Here is a 17,742-nt window from a genome sequence, read left to right as displayed (position 1 = left end):
CGCCACCACGGGTACGGCGAAGGGGCCGGGCCCGGCCGTATGACAAGGGCGAAAGCACCTGTGATGCCCCTCCGAACCAGGATCGGCCGCGGCGGGAAGGGGAGGCTCTCCGCGCGGATCCTGGCCAACCAGCTCGCCATCCTGGCCCTCACCGGAGCCATCGGCTTCGTTCTGTTCGCGTTCGCCCAACGGGCCGAGATCGACCGTGCCTACGAGCAGCGTGCGCTGGACATCGCGCAGACGACGGCCGCCGACCCGCAGATCCGGCACACCATGGAGTACGGCGGTGGCGGCGACGTCGTGCAGACGGTCGCCGAACGCATACGCAAGGCGTCGGGGGCGTCGTACGTGGTCGTGATCGACCTGCGCGGCGTCCGCCACTCGCACCCCGACCCGGCGCTGATCGGCGAGCCGGTGGGCGATCCGATCGTGGTCCTCGACGGCCGTCCCCACGTCGGCTCCGACCAGGGCGCGACCGGGCGGTCCGCCAATGGCAAGGCCCCGCTGAAGGGGCCCTCGGGCAAGCTGGTCGGCGAGGTCTCGGCCGGCATCCCGGAACACGACGTGCTCGGCGAACTGTGGCGGGAGCTGCCCACCTTCGGCCTGTACAGCGCGATCGCCGTCGCACTCGGCTCGGCCGCCGCGTTCCTGCTGGCCAGGCGGCTGAAGCGGTCCACCTTCGGGCTGGAACTGGAGGAGATCGCCGGACTGTTCCAGGACCGCGAGGCCATGCTCCACGGCATCCGGGAGGGCGTGCTCGCCTTCGCACCCGACGGCCGGATCACCGTGGTCAACGACGAGGCCCGCACCCTGCTCGGCCTCGGCACGGCGCTGGGCAGCCGGCTCGACGAGGTACTGCCCGACGGGCGGCTGCGCCGCGCCCTGGACGGCACCCTGACCGGCACCGACCTCAACGTGCTGACCGACGACCACTGCCTGGTGGTCAACCGGATGCCGGTGACGCTGCACGGGCGTGAACTGGGCGCGGTGGTCACCGTACGCGACCGCACCGAACTGATCGGGCTGCTGCGCGAACTGGACTCGGTGCGCGGGCTGACGGACGCCCTGCGCGCCCAGCAGCACGAGTTCACCAACCGCATGCACACCGTGGCCGGGCTGCTGGACATCGGCGACCACGACGCCGCCTTCGAGTACGCCGTCGAGTCGGCCGGCGCCGACCAGGCGCTGACCGAGTCCGTACGCGAACGGATCGGCAACGCGCTGCTCGTGGGGCTGATCGTCGCCAAGACCACGGTGGCCGCGGAACGCGGGATACGGATGGTGCTCAGTGAGGACTCCGCGCTCGGCGAGGACCCGCCGCATCTGCGCCGGCTGCTGACCATCATCGGCAACCTGCTGGACAACGCGATCGACGCGGCCTCCGGCGGACCGCCCCCGGCGGGAGGCTGCGAGGTCGAGCTCTCGCTGATCGAGGCCGTCGACCTGGTGATGGTGCGGGTCGCCGACAGCGGCCCGGGGATTCCGCCGGGCGCCACCGAGTCGATCTTCGAGGACGGCTGGTCGACCCGGCCCGACCGGGGCACCGCTCGGCGCGGTCTGGGCCTGGCCCTCGTCCACCGGCTCACCCAGCGACACGGCGGGACGATCACCGTCAGCGAGGGACCGGGCGCGGTCTTCACCGTCGTACTGCCGCTGCCGGACGCCACTCCCGTGCCACGCGACGCACAGCTCACGACGGCCTCGACGACCGGAGGTGACCGCGGATGATCCGGACCCTGGTGGTGGACGACGACTTCCGCGTCAGCCACATCCACTGCGACTACGCGTCCCGCATCGAGGACTTCGAGGTGGTCGGACGGGCGGCAACCGTGGCCGAGACGCTGGACGCGGTGCGCACCCTCCACCCCGACCTGCTGCTGCTCGACGTCTTCCTGCCCGACGGCAGCGGACTCGACGTGCTGCGGCGGCTCAGCTCGGACGAGGGCGGCGCCCGCCCCGACGTCATCATGATCACCGCCGACCGGGACATCACCTCGGTACGGACCGCCATGAAGCTCGGCGCCGTGGGTTACCTGGTCAAGCCGTTCGGCTCCGCCGACCTGGCCGAACGGCTCACCGCCTACCGCGAACTCCAGCACCGCGTAGCCGCGTTGGGCCTCGCCCCACGCACCGACCAGGCCGACGTGGACGCCCTCTTCAGCGCCGCCCGGCCACCGGCCGTCCCCCGGGTCCCGGCCAAGGGGCACTCCGCACCCACCCTCGCCCTCCTGCACCAGGTCCTGCGCACCGTCCACGACCCCCTGTCCGCCGCCCAGGCCGCCGAACTCACCGGCGTCTCCCGCGCCACGGCCCAGCGGTACCTCTCCTACCTCGTACGGGAGGGCATGGTCCGGCTGGAACTCCGCTACGGAGCCACCGGCCGCCCCGAACACCGCTACCGGATCGCCCGATGAGGTGGGTGCCGAGACCCCCCTGACAGCAGCTCGCCAGCGTGCAGAGAGCAGTTCAGTGACACGGTGTTCGGAACACGCCCGACAAGGTAGAAAGCGTCCAACTCATCGCCCTCCAGGGGCCATTGAGGGGCCACAAGGACAGGAACGGACCGACAAGCACCACACAGGGCTGACGCTGATCGGCACGTCTGACCTGCAAGAACGGCGTGAATCGGCACTGATCGGCAAGGGCCGCCAAGATCCCCAATGGACTCATAATCCGTCGGCCGTGGGTTCGAGTCCCACCCGCCCCACCTGTGCAGGCTCTTGACTTGAGGAAACGTTCATTTTGTCCTGCCGGGTCGTCAACTTCGCCTGGACGGACTGAATCCGCTGCTCGTGAGTTCGGAGTCCGGCGGCACTCGGGGGAGCTCTAACTCATCTGACCTGCGGCGGAGTAGGTGATCGAGGTTGGCTCCGGGTGTCCGAGAGGTTGTCTGGAGGCTCGCTACCAAGATCCAGGGGCCGTACAGGGGCCGTACAGGGGCCGGGAGGGCGCGGCCGTGCAGGTTGACGGTGTCTCCGAGCCGATTCGTTGTCCTATTCGCTGGTTGCGCGGCGCGGGCAGGACGAGGTCGGCCCGGTCGAGTTGGCCGCTCGTAGCGTTCCGCGGAACACCGGGTTGGATGACTCATGAGGTTCCTGTTTCTCGTGACGCTCGCCGTGCCCGGCGCGAGCTTCGCCGCCGTCGTCACGGGTAGCGCGACTGCTTCGTCCGTCCCTGACCGCCGCCGCACCCATGGCCTGCTCCACCTCGCCGACACCCTGCACTTCGACGGCACGAACGCCACGCTCCTCGCCGCCCGCCCGGCGTTCGGCTTCTCGGGCCTGACAGCGGCGAGTGCGGCGCCCCCCCCCCCGCTGCCGCGCACGGTCCCGCGGGAGGCGGGGCCGGCCGTACCGCACGCGGCTGCAGCAGGGGTGGCCGGCAGACGTTTCCGGAACAGGGCAACCTCCAACGGTACCCAGGTTGTTGACGGCATGGAGGCGGTGGCCCCGCGATCGTGCGGAGTCGTCTGCCCTGTGTCCGAATGCCGAGCGACCGAAGGCTGCGTCCATGCGTTCCCACCGATCTGATGCGTCACCTCGCCGACGCGGGCCGCGCGCGCCGCTGACCGTGGCGGTGATCGCAGCCACGGTGGCCGCCGTGCTGCTGGCCGGCGTCCATTTCCTGGGAGGTCCGTCGACGGCGGAGACGGGCGGGTCGGCCTCTCCGGCGGTGAGCGAGCCGGGCCTGTCCGGGGAGAGTAAACCGGTGTACTCGTACCAGAAGGCCGTGCGGGAGAGCGTCTGGGTCGGCACCGGACTCGACTCAGACGGCGACGGGAAGGAGGACCGGGTCGCCGTCGACATCGTGCGTCCGGGCGAACCCGCGGCGAAGGGCCGCAAGATCCCGGTCGTCATGGAGGCCAGCCCCTACTACTCGTGCTGCGGCCGCGGAAACGAGAGCCAGAAGAAGACGTACGACGCCAAGGGCCGTCTGATCCGGATGCCGCTGTTCTACGACAACTACTTCGTGCCCCGAGGCTATGCCTTCGTCGCCGTCGACCTCCCCGGCACCGGCCGCTCCGACGGCTGTACCGACGCTGGTGGACGTATCGACGTGCAGTCCGCCAAGGCCGTCATCGACTGGCTGAACGGACGTGCCCACGCCTACACCACCCGCACCGGATCCCAGCGTGCCGCCGCGTCCTGGACCAACGGCGCCACCGGCATGATCGGCAAGAGCTGGGACGGCTCCGTCGCCAACGGCGTCGCCGCCACCGGTGTACGCGGGCTGAAGACGATCGTCCCGATCAGCTCCATCTCCTCCTGGTACGACGCCTACTTCTCCCAGGGGGTCCAACTGGTCGGCAGCGCCCCGACCCCTGGCACGCTGATCCGCACGGTCGAGACCGACGCCACCGGCGCCCGCTGCGCCGCCGTGAACAAGCCGCTGGGCGACCATGCGGCCCGGTCCGGTGACTGGTCGCAGATCTGGAGCGAACGGGACTACGTTGCCGCTGCGGACAAGGTCAGGGCGAGTGTCTTCGTCGTGCACGGTCTGCAGGACCTCGCCGTTCGTCCCAAGGAGTTCGGCCGGTGGTGGGACGCCCTCGCCAAGGTCGGGGTGCACCGGAAGATCTGGCTCAGCCAGACCGGGCACGTCGACCCCTTCGACTACCGTCGTGCGCAGTGGGTGGACACGCTGCACCGCTGGTTCGACCACGAACTCCTCGGCTACGACAACGGAATCGACCGCGCGCCGATGGCTGACGTGGAGCGCACCCCCGACCACTGGACCACGGACACCGCCTGGCCACCCAGGGCAGCCGCGTCCGTGACGCTGAGCCCAGGCAGGGGCGCGAAAGAAGGCGTGGGCACCCTCGGCACGTCACCCGGCACGGGAACCGCGACCTTCACCGACGACCGGGGCCACAGCGAACTCGACTGGGCCGAGCAGGCCGCCACCTCGACCCCGGACAAGGCCGGCTTCCTCACCCAGCCGCTCGGCAAGGCCCTGCACCTGACGGGTTCACCCGAGCTGACCGTCACCGCCACCTCGACGACGCCCACCGCCAACCTGTCGGCCGTCCTCGTCGACATCGGACCGGCGACCATCCGGCAGTACGGCTCCGGTGGCCTGGGCATCACCACACTCGTCGGCCGGACCTGCTGGGGCGCGAGCACCACCGCGGACAGCGCCTGCTACAAGCAGACGGAGGCCGACACCACGCACGTCACCTCCACCGTCTTCAGCCGGGGCTGGGCCGCTCTGGGAACCTGTGCCGACGCCCACAAGGTCGCGGCGCTGGTGCCCGGCAAGCCCTGCACTCTGACTCTCGACCTCGCGGCCACCGACCACGTCGTCCCGGCAGGACACCGACTCGCCCTGATCATCGCGGGGACCGACCGCGGCTTCGCCCAGGGGGCCGCCGACCGGCCGACGATCACCCTCGACCTGGCCCGCACCTCCCTGCGGGCAGCGGCTGTCGGCGGATCCAAGGCCCTCACGGCGGCGCTAGGTTGATGGCGACCGGACAGTTCACTGTGCCCGAGCAGGCAACCGTTCGGCCACGCCGTGTGGTTGACGGGGTACGGGAGGGACGACGAGGGCAGGGGCGCGACGGAGTGAACCAATCGGCGGCGGACGGCGAGCCGGGATTCGAGGACTTCGTCGCCACCCGCGGGGACCGTCTGTACCGGGCCGCATGGCTCCTGACGGGTGACGCGCACGCGGCGGAGGATCTTTTGCAGACGGTTCTGGCCCGGGTGTGGCCCAAGTGGTCGCGCATTGCGGGGGACAACCCGGAGGCGTACACGCGCCGGGCGCTGGTCAACACCTACGCGACCTGGTGGCGACGGCGCTGGCGGGGCGAGACACCCATGCGGGACCTCCCGGAGGTCTCCCCGGCCCGGGACGTCTTCGCCGACATCGATCTGGAGCAGTCGCTGGCCTCCGTGATCCGTCAACTGCCGCCACGGCAGCGGGCGGTGGTGGTACTGCGCTACTTCGAGGACCTGAGTGTGGAGGAGACCGCCCAGGTGCTGGGCTGCCGTCCCGGCACGGTCAAGAGCCAGGCCGCCAAAGCACTTCGGCTCCTGCGCCACCAGCTCACGCCGTCACATCTCCTGGAAGTCGGTGAACAGCCGTGACGCGTCAGGAAGAAGAGACGGCACAGGGGCCGGAAGAGGAACTGCTGCGTCTGATGCTGGCCCGGGCCACTCCGGCGGCCCCGAATCCCCGGCGGGTCCAGGAGATCCGGCAGCGGGTGACGGCGTACCGGCGCCGTCGTCGTATCTGGCTGGCGGGCGCCACCGCCGCAGTCGTCGTCGCGGCGGTCGGCGTGGTGGTGCAGACCTGGCCTTCCTCCCCGCCTCCGGAGCAAACTGCGGCAGCACCGCCGGCATCCTGGGCGCCGCCCGGGTTCACCGACATCCCGCGGGCCGGTCTGTCCCGGGAGCCGAGTCGGGGGTGGCAGGTCGTCCTGCCGGCGGGCGCCCGTTCAGGGGCCCGTGCCATCGTTTCGTTCAGTCCGGTTTCCCGGTCCCCGTTGACCCCTCTCAGCATGGGCGCGGTGCTGGTGTTCTACGTCCGGAGCGATGACACCGACGCGCGCGTGACGGTGCGTCAGGTGTACCCGGTCGACGACTGGTGCGAACGGGCGGGAGGGAACCGGCAACTGGTCGCCGTCCGGCCGCGGGCCGACGACGGGGGAGAGGCACGGGGCGGCTACGCCTGCCTGAACGACGCCTCGCGGGCAGTGATCGACCAGGCGAGCGAGATCCTCACCCGGACGTCCGCCACCGCGGTGGGCGCGAGCAGGAACTGAGTGCGGCCAGCAGCGGTGGCAGTGCAGACAACGGCACGGCGGGTGCGCGTAGGGAGGCGTCGGCTGTCGTCTGTGCTGTGGAGGACTATTCTGTGGAGAGCGTCCCGGCGATGGCTGAGGGGCAAGGAAACCCCGAAGAGGAAACAGCCCCGATGGGTACTCGACCCTCTCCCGTCGACATCTGCGGATGACCGGGGCGAGCCGCATCTCCTGGGGAGACCCGGCTGAGAATTTAGCCTTCACCGACGCTGAAAAGGATCAGATCCAGAAGGGTGCGCAGGCGATGGTCCTGGCCTCCTGTGTGCACCGCCTCGCCGAGTTGCGGAAGCGGCAGCACACCACACAGGCCCAGGTTGCAGAAGCCATGGGCGTCACCCAGGCCCGTGTCTCGCGCATCGAGAAGGGTCAGTTGGAGCGCAGCGAGGTCGACACCCTCGCCGCCTATGTCAAGGCGCTCGGCGGCGAGCTGAAGATCGTCGCCGACTTCGGTGACGAGAGCTACGTACTCGGCTGACACGAGCGACGCGCCGTTACCCAGGTCGATGCGCAGTTCGATGGACAGATTCGCGTCGTGACTTCAGGCGATGTTCCACCCCGGTAGAGGGGTGGAACACCATCGCGTCGGTAGGGGACTCCGCTGAGCGAAGGTTCCGCCCTCCCATGATGAAGAGTGCCCGTGGGCAGCGCCCCCCCACAGCACCGGCCAGTAGCTGGTGCGCGGATGTCTTTGACCGCCTATGGCCGGGACAGCTGAAGGAAAGGCCCAAGCGGTCCGGAACAAGCGTCACCAGAGGATTTAGATGACAGTGGTCCTACCGGGCTTCTTGATCCTCGCAGGGGTGGCCGTATCGATAGAGGCGTTGGTTTCGCTGATAAGAGGGCATGTGTAGACCTCACTCCCAACCCGTGCCTCGCCGACGTACCGGCGTCGGCGAGGCGTTGTGTTTCCCGAATGCTTTGGTCGGCACGAGGCTTGAGGAGCCCCCGGCGGCACCATGTGCCCGAAGCGGCAACCCGTCGGATCTCTCCAGCTGTAGAGACTCCGGCCCAAGTGGACGTGAGTAGAGGTGCGGAGCCTCTGCGCGCTGGAAGGGGAATCCGCTGCGGGCGAGTTCGAGGCGCAATCCCGGGCTGGGTCGATCGTCTCGGAAGCTGGCTGGGCTTGTCTTCCACGACCCGTTCTGGACGCAGGTTGGACACAAGGATCGGAAAAGACCGACAAGGGCAGGGAAGGGATGAGGCATCAAACCTCGCCTGAACTGGGAAAACGGCCAAGATGAGCAATGATCGACAAGGGTCGCCAAGATCCTCAAAGGACTCATAATCCGTCGGCCGTGGGTTCGAGTCCCACCCGCACCACCTTCGCTACGCGGCAGAAACTTTCTGACCTGCGAAAACGCGGTTTTCCGAGGGTGCGTGGCGTGCAGCGAACGCTGCGCGTGGTTCAGCGGATCCTGCTCGCGTACGGCCAGGACGACGCCTACGTGTCTGTGACCTGCGTTTTCCCCTCCATGCGATGAGGGAGTGTCGTGGCGCGGTCCCACGGCTGATGATGACTTGTCACCAACTGGTGCAGCCGCCGTCCAGGTAGGCGCTGGAGTCGAGCGGCGTATGGGTCTCGATGGTCGGCGCGCTGTTGCCCCTTGCCGTTCCTGGCCATGTGGCTGCCGCTATGGGCTTGCTGAGCTGCGATCAGTCTCGGGTTCTCCTCGCGGCCCGCGACGTCGGCGGCCCGGCAAGCTGCATGGTGACAAGGGCTACGACTACCGCCACCTGCGCCGATGGCTCCGTCTTGCTCGCTCACTTCTTCGACCCGTCCCGGGCGGGTCTGTGATGGACCGTCCGAGAAGATTTCACGCAGGGGTGGGCCCGCTCGGTGTTCAGTCGACGGTCACGACCACCGAGTGCCATCCGCTCGCGCCGTCGGGGATCGTGTGGGCGCGCTTTTCGGTCTGGAGCGCGCCGGTGCGGTCGGTGGCGCGCACGGTGAGGGTGTGGCCGCCCTTCGTCGCCCGCCACGGGAAGGACCACTGGCGCCAGGTGTCGCTGGTGTCCTCGGCGGCGAGCCGGGCCTCCTGCCAGAGGCCGTCGTCGACCCGGACCTCGACCTTCCCGATGCCCCGGTGCTGGGCCCACGCGACCCCTGCGACCATCACCGTCCCGGTCCCTGGCCGCGCGAACGGCTTCGGCGTGTCGATCCGCGACTCCGTCTTGATGGGCGCGCGGCGCGCCCAGCCGCGCTTGACCCAGTACGGGTCGTACGCGTCGAACGTCGTCAGCTCGATCGCCTTGATCCACTTGCAGGCGGAGACGAAGCCGTACAGTCCGGGCACCACCATGCGCACCGGGAAGCCGTGCGCGAAGGGCAGCGGTTTGCCGTTCATACCGAGGGCGAGCAGTGCGTCCCGGCCGTCCATGACGTCCTCGACCGGGCTGCCGATCGTCATCCCGTCCACGGAACGGGCCACCAACTGGTCGGCGGGGCCGCCCTTCGCGGGCGGCTTCACCCCGCACTCGGCCAGCAGATCCGCCAGTCGTACGCCGATCCAGCGGGCGTTGCCGACGTAGGGGCCGCCGACCTCGTTCGACACACAGGTGAGGGTGATGTCCCGCTCGATCAGCTCGCGGCGCAACAGGTCGTCGTAGGAGAAGACGCGTGGCCGGGTGACGCCCTTGCCGTGGATGCGCAGCCGCCAGGTCGTGGCGTTCACCTTGGGTACCACCAGGGCGGTGTCGACGCGGTAGAAGTCGCCGTTGGGGGTGATGAAGGGGCTCACTCCGGGGATCCGCAGCCCGGCGCCCCTGGGCACGAGCCTGGCCGGGGAGCCGGGCCGGGGGAGCACCACGTTCCGGCGGGAGGCGACCGCGTCCTGCCCGCCGGCCGAGCTGAGAGAGCGGCCGAGGAGGCCCGCCCCCGCCGACGCCACGGCCGCGGCGCCCGCCGCGATCACGAAGCCGCGCCGGTCCCATCCCTCCTCGGAGGGCGGTCCGTCGGGCGCGGGGGTCCGGGGCGTGAGCCGGCCGGCGAGGACGTACAGCAGTACGGCTCCGGCGGTGGCGCCCGCCACGGAGGGCAGGGCGTCGGTGGCGCTGGTCGAGTCGGGCCTGCTTGTCGCCGCGAGCGCGCCGACGACTCCGAACAGCAGGACACCGGTGGCGCCGGTGCGCCGGAAGCGCAGAGCGACGATTCCCAGCGCCAGGGCGAAGAGCGCGAGGACGGCGAGAATACCGAGCTGGAGGAACAGCTTGTCGTTCGTGCCGAAATGGCGGATCGCCCAGTCCTTCACGGCGGCGGGCGTACGGTCGATCGCCGCACCGCCGACCGCGACGACCGGACCGGCCTGAGGACGCACGGCTCCCGCCACCGCCTCGGCGACCGCGAGCGCGGCGAAGCCCGCCAGAGCGCCGCTGAGGGCACCCAACAGAAAGAGTACTTTCGCAGGTTTCGCCGCTTTGGCCTGCTTCGCGGGTTTTCTCTCGTTCTCGGTCACGCGGGGAATCCGATTCCGAAGGCCTGGCGGATTGGTCCCTCCCGTGATCGGTCCCTCCCGTGATCGGTCCCCCTGTGATCGGTCACGCATCCGTACGGTGCCCCGTCTCCCGAAGTTCTCCGTGGCGTGGATGCCCTGGCGGTGCCCAACCTTCGGATCGGGCGAGAGGAGCCTCGCCGGTGTCGGATGCCCGGGCCGACCCGGTGTTGACCCCTAAGGCTAACGTCACTAGTCTATGGCTAATCACGTTAGCCATTTTGATGGAGGACGACATGACCGAGCACCTGAGAATCGGCAAGAACACCATCGCCTTCGACGTGACCGGGGAGGGTCCCCTGGTCGTGCTGGCGCACGGAATCGGCGACAGCCGGCACTCCTACCGCTTCCTCGTTCCCGGCCTGGTGGCCGCCGGCTACCGCGTCGCGAACGTCGACATCCGCGGGTGCGGCGAGTCCAGCCTCGGCTGGGACGGTTACAGCCGCACCGACATCGCCGGAGATCTGGTCGCCGTCGTGCGTCACCTTGGCGGCCCGGCCGTGATCATCGGGCAGTCGATCAGCGGCGGCGCCGCGACCATCGCGGCCGCCACCGCGCCCGACGTGATCAGCGGAGTGATCGAGCTGGCTCCGTTCACCCGTGCGCAGCCGGTCGACCTGGGCGGGCTGATCCGGGTCAAGCGATTCCGGACCGGGTACACGCGGATGGCGCAGGTCATCGTCCGGGGACGCCTGGCGGACTGGAAGAAGTACCTCGACGTGGCCTACCCGGCCAAGCCCGCCGACTGGGACAGCGAACTGGCCCGCATCGAGGCCACGCTGAGTGAGCCCGGCCGGATGAAGGCCCTGCAGGACATGTGCAAGTCCAAGCCCACCGACGCCGGCGCCCAACTCGCCCACGTCACCTGCCCGGTCCTGATCGTCGAAGGCAGCCTGGACCCCGACTGGGCCGACCCCCGCGCCGAAGGGGAGAAGATCATCGCCGACCTGCCCGCGGGCCTCGGCGAGCTGGCCGTGATCGACGGCGCCGGCCATTACCCGCACGCCCAGACCCCCGACCAGGTTCTAGCGCTGGCCCTGCCGTTCCTGGCCAAGACGGTTTCCGGTGCCTAGGGCCGGACTCACCGCCGCGGCGGTCACCGAAGCCGCCGCCGCCCTGGTCGACGAGGTCGGATTCGACCAGCTCGGCATGGGCCTGGTCGCCGAACGGCTCGGGGTCAAGACCCCCTCGCTGTACAAGCACGTCACCGGCCAGACCGAACTCGCCCACCGGATCGCCATCCTGGCCATGAACCAGTGCGCCGACGCCATCCGCGACGCCATCCAGGGCCGGGCCGGAACCGAAGCCCTGGTCGGCGGCGCACAGGCGATGCGGACGTTCGTCAAGGACCACCACGGCCGATACGCCGCAGCCAACGCCGCCCGCCCGACCGGACCCGACGACCCCCTCATCGACGCCCTCAACCGGGTGGTCGACTCCTGGGCGGCCATGCTGCACGGCTACCGGATCGACCCCGACCAGCAGATCCACGCGCTGCGGATGCTGCGCACCGTCCTGCACGGATACGCGTCCCTGGAAGCAGCCGGCGGGTTCCGGTTCGCCACCGACATCGACGACAGCTTCACCTGGATGATCGACTTCATCGACCACGGCCTGCGGGAGACCACGGCCGCCGGCACCCACAGCGCCCCCTCCCACAGGACTGCGCAGGGCGGGACGCTCTGACCCGGCGTGGACTGCGCTCCACACCACTCCCCGCCCCCACCGCCCACCGCTTGACCAACCGCTCGCCGAACCCCCGCCCCTGTCTCCCGCACCAGCCAGAAGTGGAAACCACCATGAAGCCGGTCCTCACCGCCGTCATCGACATCGACGCCACCCCGCGAGCGGTGTGGGACGTCCTCACCGACTTCGCCGCCTACGGCGAGTGGAGCACCTTCTCCGCAGCCGAGGGAACCGCTCAAGTGGGAAGCCGCCTCACGATGCGCATGCCGGGCATGACCTTCAGGCCCACGGTCACCGTCGCGACACCAGGCCAGGAACTGCGGTGGGTCGGCACGCTCGGCATCAAGCAACTGTTCCACGGCCGGCACTCCTTCGTCCTTTCCCCCAACCCCGACGGCACCACCCGCCTGACCAACCACGAGGAATTCTCCGGCGCCCTGGTCACCCTGATCCGGCCCTTCCTCAGAACACCCAAAAAAGACGGGTACGCCGCCTTCAACACCGGCCTCAAGCAGCGCGTGGAAGCCCGCACCAAGCTCGGGCCAGATGCGTGAGGTGCCGGTGGCCAGGGTGGTCGCGGGATCGGAACTCCAGCGCAGCAACTCTTCGCACGGACCCCGTCGTCGCAAAGGTCCTCGTGAATAGGTGGCTCACCAGGAGTCCGCGTCTCAGTGCAGGGACTTCCGTGCCAACTCGATGAGTTCGTCCATTGCCCTGTCGCCAGTTCGCCGATGGGTCATGCGTTGCACGTCACCCCATACCGACCCGTCTGAACGCTGATCGTCGTCTACCAGGGTGCCTGCGCGGCGATGCACGTCGCGCAGCGTGCCGAGCATGTCCTCCGCCTTCTCGACGAAGGCACTGGACGCCTCCAATTTGACGGTTCCCAGACGCAACTCAGCCTGTTCGAAGCTCATCTCGGCCAGCAGCGCCTGCCCCTCACCGGAGTATCCCCGGCTGATCCTGTCCAGTGCCGCATCGAGACTGCGCCACTGAGCTTCACACTCGTATATGAACCCGCTGCACGCCTCACGGCGCACCTGTCGCAACCATTGATCGTGCGTCGTGCGCCCTGCTGAACGGGCAGCGGCTACCGCTCCACCAGCTCCGATAGCTGCACCGACGACGCCGGCTGCTGCCGCGACAACGCCGAGCAAGGTCTCACTTTGCAGGGCCGTCTCCTGATCTGTGCGAGTAGAGGTACGGCCTCATCACATGCGCCTGCTAGCTGAGACGAAACAGCTTCCCAAGCCGGCAGCCATCACGGCAAGGGCAGCCAGTCGTACGTTCCGAGCTCCACTCCGAACAGTGACTCAAGGTGACCGCATACGCCATTGGCTCGATGAAGTCGGTGTGCCAGTGCAGGCGTTTGTCGTCGGCGACGCGGGAGCGCAGTCGGTCCGGCGCCAGGAGATGCACGGTGTGGGGGTTGTCCGGCCACGGTGGATCAGGCAGGAACTCGGCAACGGGAAGCCGGAGTTGGCGTAGATCCAGCCCGGCCACGGTCACCTCGGCGCAGCGGTCGGTCAGTTCGGCGTGCAGGGCGCGGCCGGTCTCGGCGGTCAGGGTGCCCGCCACCGCACACCACAACCGGGTACAGCGGTTCGGCGGCACGGCGGTTTTCTTGAGGGGGTAGCGGTGACGGGTGGGGCACGCGTGCTCCGTTTCGGGTCCACTGCCTCAGCTTCGCGGTGCGCTCGAGCCGGTCCGTGGCCAGTGATCGTAGCGACGGTATACCGATCCTTCGGGGGAGAGGCGAGGACTCCGGCCGAAGGTGGCACTCCTTGTGTCCCGGCCGCCCATCATCAAGGTCTGTTAAAGGAATTACCAAGGACGTGTAAGGTTTCAGTGATGTGCCGGGAAGTCTGGTCGCCGAGCAGGAGATCACTCTCGCTTCCGACTTCCGGGCGGGGGCGTTCGTGATGATGCTCGTCCTCCCGTTTCTGACGGGCCCGGTGCCGTGGTTCCTGTCGCCGCCCGCGGTTCCACGGACTCACCGATCGCGCGCACCCTCGACGGCCTCGCGTGCGTATCGGTCGGCCCGAGTAGGGCCACCGCATCGGAACGCAGGAGAGAGGAACGGGCAGACAGACATGGGTACGCCACGCGTGAGCAGTACGCCGTTGCCGGGGATCGGCGTTCGCTACGACCTGACGACACGCGAGGGGCGCCGCCTCTCAGTGGTCGCGCACCGGGACGGTGAGCGGACGGTGAACGCCTACCGCTCGGACGATCCGGACGCCTGCGCCCTGTCCGTACGGCTGACCACAGGTGAGACCGCGGCGCTGGTCGACGCCCTCCTGCCCGAGCACCACAGCCCGAATCTGCTGTCCACGACCGAACTCGGACTGGTGGCCGAACGCGTCCAGTTGTCGGCCCTGTCGCACTGGAACGGCCGGCTGCTGGGGGAGACCCGGATGCGCACCGAGACCGGCGTGTCGATCGTGGCCGTGCTGCGCCGGGCCGATGCCATCCCCTCCCCGACGCCGGACTTCCGGCTGGCGGGCGGGGACACCCTGATCGTGATCGGCACGCGCGAGGGCATCGAGTCGGCCGTGGCGATACTTGGGCGGGAGTGAACCCGATGCACTCCTCCGCAAGGTTCCTGATCGAGTTCGGTGCGATCATCCTGGCCCTGGGACTGCTGGGCCGGTTCGCCGCGCGTTTCCAGTTCTCCCCGATACCGCTCTATCTGCTGGCCGGGCTCGCCTTCGGCGAGGGCGGGCTGCTGCCGCTGGGCACAAGCGAGGAGTTCGTCGCCATCGGCGCCGAGATCGGCGTCATCCTGCTGCTGTTGATGCTCGGCCTGGAGTACACGGCCAGCGACCTCGTCTCCAACCTCAAGACGCAGTACAGCGCGGGGCTCGTCGACGCCGCCCTCAACGCGCTGCCCGGCGCGGCCATGGCGCTGCTGCTGGGCTGGGGTCCGGTCGCCGTGGTGGTGCTGGCCGGGGTCACCTGGATCTCCTCCTCCGGCGTCATCGCCAAAGTCCTCGGCGACCTGGGCCGCCTCGGCAACCGCGAAACCCCCGTCATCCTGAGCGTCCTGGTCCTGGAAGACCTCTCCATGGCCGTCTACCTGCCGATCGTCACCGCGCTGCTGGCCGGCACGGGCCTGGCGTCCGGCAGCCTGACCCTGGTCGTCGCACTCGGCGCGGCGGCACTGGTGCTGCTCGTCGCGGTCCGCTACGGCCGCCACATCTCCCGCTTCGTCTCCAGCGACGACCCCGAGAAGCTGCTGCTGGTCGTGCTGGGCCTGACCCTGCTGGTGGCCGGCCTCGCCCAGCAGCTCCAGGTGTCCGCCGCCGTGGGCGCGTTCCTGGTCGGCATCGCCCTGTCCGGAGAGGCCGCGGAAGGCGCCCACAACCTGCTCTCCCCGCTGCGAGATCTGTTCGCCGCAGTGTTCTTCGTCTTCTTCGGCCTGCACACCGACCCAGCGAGCATCCCGCCCGTGCTGGTGCCCGCGTTCGCCCTGGCGGTGGTCACCGCCGGCACGAAGATCGCCACGGGATACTGGGCGGCCCGGCGCGCGGGGATCTCCGCCAAGGGCCGCTGGCGGGCGGGCGGCACTCTGGTCGCCCGGGGCGAGTTCTCCATCGTCATCGCAGGACTCGCCGTCACCGCGGGCATCGAGCCCTCTCTCGGCCCACTGGCCACGGCGTACGTGCTGATCCTGGTCGTCGTCGGGCCGCTCACCGCCCGCTACACCGAGCCGCTGGCCTCCCGCCTGACCGGCCGACGGGACAAGCGCGTCCCGCCGGCCGACGCGGAAGAGACACCGACCGACGCCGCTCAGGAGCGCCACGAGGTCGCGTAGGCCCGTATTGGTCGATCGCCGCGACCCTGTCCTCAACGGCAGCCAATCGCCGGGCCCGCACGTCCCGACCTCAGTCGTGCATCCGGCCGTCAGGGGCGTCGGGAGGTGTCCTTCACGAGTGCCCTGGCCTCGCTCTTGAAGATCCGGGTCGCCTTGCCCGCCGCGCGCGTCAGCTCCGGCAGCTTCTTGATCCCGAGGACAACCACCACGACGAGGAGGATCACGGCCAGTTCACTCAAGCCGAACATCAGGTCTGCTTTCTCCCGGGGGTCAGGCCGTTACGGAGTACCGGCCGCACACTGCAATCTACAGTGTTGTAGAAGTCTCTCCTGAAGTGTGATCGCTCAACCACCCCGCCGTCCACCCCGGTTGGCGGGGTCGAGAGCCTGCGCGAGGGAGCGAAGACAGCGGGATGCCGGACCAACACGACAACGCAGCCGAGGCGTTGCCACGATCGGCCCGCGATCAACCTGCGCACCGCTGCCGCACCATCACCAAGGCCCGCTGGTTCGCCCTCACCGTCTTCGCCGTCATCCTCGCCAACGCCGCCCTGCTGGGCATCGAGCCATACCCGGGACTGGCCGTCGACTGCCACCGCTGGTTACGGCTTGCCGAGCACGCCTGCCTGGCCGGGTTCACCGTCGAGATCCTGCAGCGCCTGGCGGCTTGCGCCGACCATCCCCGGGACTTCGCCAAGGACCCCTGGAACCTCTTCGACCTCGCCGTCGTCCTGTGCGCCTTCCTGCCCGTCGTACGCGAGAACACCACGGTCCTACGACTGCTGCGCCTCGCCCGCGTCCTGCGCACCGCCCGCTTCCTGCCCCAACTACGGGTCGCCCTGGTCGCCGCAGCCCGCCCGGCACGCTGAGCTTCCTGCTCGTCGGCGGGCTGGTGCTGTACGTCTACGTCATGGTCGGCTGGGTCTTCTTCGGCCACCAGGCCCCCCAGCACTGCGGCTCCATCGGCCGCGCGGTCCTCACCCTGTTCCTGCTGATGCCCCTGGACGGCTGGACGGCATCGGCGACGCCGTCCACGCCCGCCTGGAGATCTCCCGCAGGAGCCTGCTCTCCTACGCCCCTACGTCCTCCTCGCCTCGTTCGTCCCGGTCAACGTCCTGATTGGCGTGGTCCTCACGTCCCTGGACGACGCCCGCGCCACGAAGCGGCACGAGCCGCCGTACGACAGCGCGCGGCCAGGGGAGGGCGAGGGGTGCCAGCTCCTCCTGGACCGGATCGCCACGGTCCGCCAGGCCCTGGAGGAGCTCGAACAGGACCTTGAGCGTTCGGAGTTGTGGACCCCGGAAGGAGGAGAGCCCACCGGCGCAGACGCTGACACTTTCTATATTGCGCAAGCATCTGCTCCGAGAGGCACGCCCTGACGTGCCGGTCGACCCGCTGCCGCATCCGCGCCGTGCGGGCGGTCGGTGCCGGCGGCCGGTGCCGGTGTCGACGTAGGGATAGCGACGGGGAGCGGTGGATGGGCGACCGGCGGAGCGCGGCATCCGGCCGTGCGGCCACGCGAGAGCGCTCCGCCATACCTCAGCCGCGCAGGACGGACGGCGGGTCGGCCCACCGCCCATCGGCCGGCCGAGCCGCCGCGCGCCAGGCCGCGCGGGCGAGCGGCCACCGTCGCGCCGCCGGGCGGGACCGGTGGCCCGGCGCTGACGGATCGCCCCCATAGCCCTGTTTCACGGCCTCGGCGTTGATCCTGGTCACGGCGGGAGCTGGCACCTGGCTCTGGCAGCACCTCAACGGCGACATCAACAGCGTCGCGCTCGACGACAGCGCGGGCGGCGAGGGGAAGGCCGACGCCCTCGGCCGTACGCCGCTCAACCATCCTGGGTGCGGAGAGTAAGGGACGTTGTCGTACAGGCTGGGCACGACCGGGAGATGCTCCCTGCGGGTGTGGGGAGCACGAGCACCCGGACAATCCCTGCGGGTAGGGGG

16 protein-coding genes and 1 pseudogene are annotated in these 17,742 nt (G+C 69.5%); 13 read left to right on the top strand and 4 right to left on the bottom strand.

The features are described 5' to 3' along the window. Positions 1–63 precede the first annotated feature (63 nt). The 6 genes from ACIRRY_RS19060 to ACIRRY_RS19035 all read left to right on the top strand — a co-directional run bounded on the left by ACIRRY_RS19060 (position 64) and on the right by ACIRRY_RS19035 (position 7,280). On the top strand, positions 64–1,728 hold the full coding sequence (locus ACIRRY_RS19060; protein ID WP_403973888.1) for an ATP-binding protein: 1,665 nt from the start codon (positions 64–66) through the stop codon (positions 1,726–1,728). Then, positions 1,725–2,414 carry a response regulator gene (locus ACIRRY_RS19055; RefSeq protein ID WP_403973886.1) on the top strand — a complete coding sequence of 230 codons (690 nt, stop codon included), beginning with the start codon at positions 1,725–1,727 and terminating at the stop codon, positions 2,412–2,414. The genes ACIRRY_RS19060 and ACIRRY_RS19055 overlap by 4 nt, the downstream gene beginning before the upstream one ends. A gap of 1,162 nt (positions 2,415–3,576) precedes the next feature. Then, entirely contained in the window at positions 3,577–5,463 is a 1,887-nt protein-coding gene (locus ACIRRY_RS19050; protein ID WP_403973884.1) for a Xaa-Pro dipeptidyl-peptidase, read from the top strand. 101 nt (positions 5,464–5,564) lie between these two features. Next, positions 5,565–6,089, top strand: a complete 525-nt coding sequence (locus tag ACIRRY_RS19045) for a SigE family RNA polymerase sigma factor (RefSeq protein WP_403973882.1) — start codon at positions 5,565–5,567, stop codon at positions 6,087–6,089. Further along, positions 6,086–6,766: a hypothetical protein gene (locus tag ACIRRY_RS19040; RefSeq protein ID WP_403973880.1), complete on the top strand. Its 681-nt coding sequence runs from the start codon at positions 6,086–6,088 to the stop codon at positions 6,764–6,766. The genes ACIRRY_RS19045 and ACIRRY_RS19040 overlap by 4 nt, the downstream gene beginning before the upstream one ends. Before the next feature lie 187 nt (positions 6,767–6,953). Then, positions 6,954–7,280 carry an XRE family transcriptional regulator gene (locus ACIRRY_RS19035; RefSeq protein ID WP_403973877.1) on the top strand — a complete coding sequence of 109 codons (327 nt, stop codon included), beginning with the start codon at positions 6,954–6,956 and terminating at the stop codon, positions 7,278–7,280. Positions 7,281–8,646: 1,366 nt separating this feature from the next. Here ACIRRY_RS19035 and ACIRRY_RS19030 read toward each other — a convergent pair. After that, positions 8,647–10,347: a molybdopterin-dependent oxidoreductase gene (locus ACIRRY_RS19030; protein WP_403973875.1), complete on the bottom strand. Its 1,701-nt coding sequence runs from the start codon at positions 10,345–10,347 to the stop codon at positions 8,647–8,649. A 182-nt stretch (positions 10,348–10,529) separates the two neighbouring features. Here ACIRRY_RS19030 and ACIRRY_RS19025 point away from each other — a divergent pair, with 182 nt between their 5' ends. The 3 genes from ACIRRY_RS19025 (at position 10,530) to ACIRRY_RS19015 (ending at position 12,533) form a co-directional block, all read left to right on the top strand. After that, on the top strand, positions 10,530–11,366 hold the full coding sequence (locus ACIRRY_RS19025) for an alpha/beta fold hydrolase (protein ID WP_403973873.1): 837 nt from the start codon (positions 10,530–10,532) through the stop codon (positions 11,364–11,366). Beyond that, on the top strand, positions 11,359–11,979 hold the full coding sequence (locus ACIRRY_RS19020; protein ID WP_403973871.1) for a TetR-like C-terminal domain-containing protein: 621 nt from the start codon (positions 11,359–11,361) through the stop codon (positions 11,977–11,979). Before ACIRRY_RS19025 ends, ACIRRY_RS19020 begins: the two co-directional genes overlap by 8 nt. 113 nt (positions 11,980–12,092) lie before the next feature. Next, positions 12,093–12,533: an SRPBCC family protein gene (locus ACIRRY_RS19015; RefSeq protein ID WP_403973870.1), complete on the top strand. Its 441-nt coding sequence runs from the start codon at positions 12,093–12,095 to the stop codon at positions 12,531–12,533. A 114-nt stretch (positions 12,534–12,647) separates the two neighbouring features. On the opposite strand, the gene ACIRRY_RS19010 is transcribed toward ACIRRY_RS19015, so the two are convergent. Both ACIRRY_RS19010 and ACIRRY_RS19005 read right to left on the bottom strand, forming a co-directional pair. Then, positions 12,648–13,136: a hypothetical protein gene (locus ACIRRY_RS19010; protein ID WP_403973868.1), complete on the bottom strand. Its 489-nt coding sequence runs from the start codon at positions 13,134–13,136 to the stop codon at positions 12,648–12,650. A 67-nt stretch (positions 13,137–13,203) separates the two neighbouring features. After that, complete coding sequence (locus ACIRRY_RS19005) at positions 13,204–13,557, bottom strand: hypothetical protein (RefSeq protein ID WP_403973867.1); 354 nt, start codon at positions 13,555–13,557, stop codon at positions 13,204–13,206. A gap of 515 nt (positions 13,558–14,072) precedes the next feature. Here ACIRRY_RS19005 and ACIRRY_RS19000 point away from each other — a divergent pair. After that, positions 14,073–14,558 (top strand): cation:proton antiporter regulatory subunit, encoded by a 486-nt coding sequence (locus tag ACIRRY_RS19000; RefSeq protein WP_403973865.1) that lies wholly within the window; start codon positions 14,073–14,075, stop codon positions 14,556–14,558. 5 nt (positions 14,559–14,563) lie between these two features. Further along, a complete protein-coding gene (locus ACIRRY_RS18995; RefSeq protein WP_403973864.1) occupies positions 14,564–15,796 on the top strand; it encodes a cation:proton antiporter in 1,233 nt (410 codons plus the stop codon). A gap of 89 nt (positions 15,797–15,885) precedes the next feature. On the opposite strand, the gene ACIRRY_RS18990 is transcribed toward ACIRRY_RS18995, so the two are convergent. Beyond that, positions 15,886–16,044: a twin-arginine translocase TatA/TatE family subunit gene (locus ACIRRY_RS18990; RefSeq protein ID WP_403973863.1), complete on the bottom strand. Its 159-nt coding sequence runs from the start codon at positions 16,042–16,044 to the stop codon at positions 15,886–15,888. A 164-nt stretch (positions 16,045–16,208) separates the two neighbouring features. Between ACIRRY_RS18990 and ACIRRY_RS18985 the strand changes: the two are divergent. Continuing rightward, positions 16,209–17,174, top strand: a pseudogene (locus tag ACIRRY_RS18985) (ion transporter). Positions 17,175–17,497: 323 nt separating this feature from the next. Beyond that, positions 17,498–17,650, top strand: coding sequence for a hypothetical protein (locus tag ACIRRY_RS18980; RefSeq protein ID WP_403973861.1), 153 nt, complete (start codon positions 17,498–17,500; stop codon positions 17,648–17,650). Positions 17,651–17,742: the final 92 nt, after the last annotated feature.

This window comes from Streptomyces sp. NPDC101776, from assembly GCF_044766845.1.
GTDB lineage: Bacteria > Actinomycetota > Actinomycetes > Streptomycetales > Streptomycetaceae > Streptomyces.
This window is presented reverse-complemented; position numbering and strand designations above follow the sequence as displayed.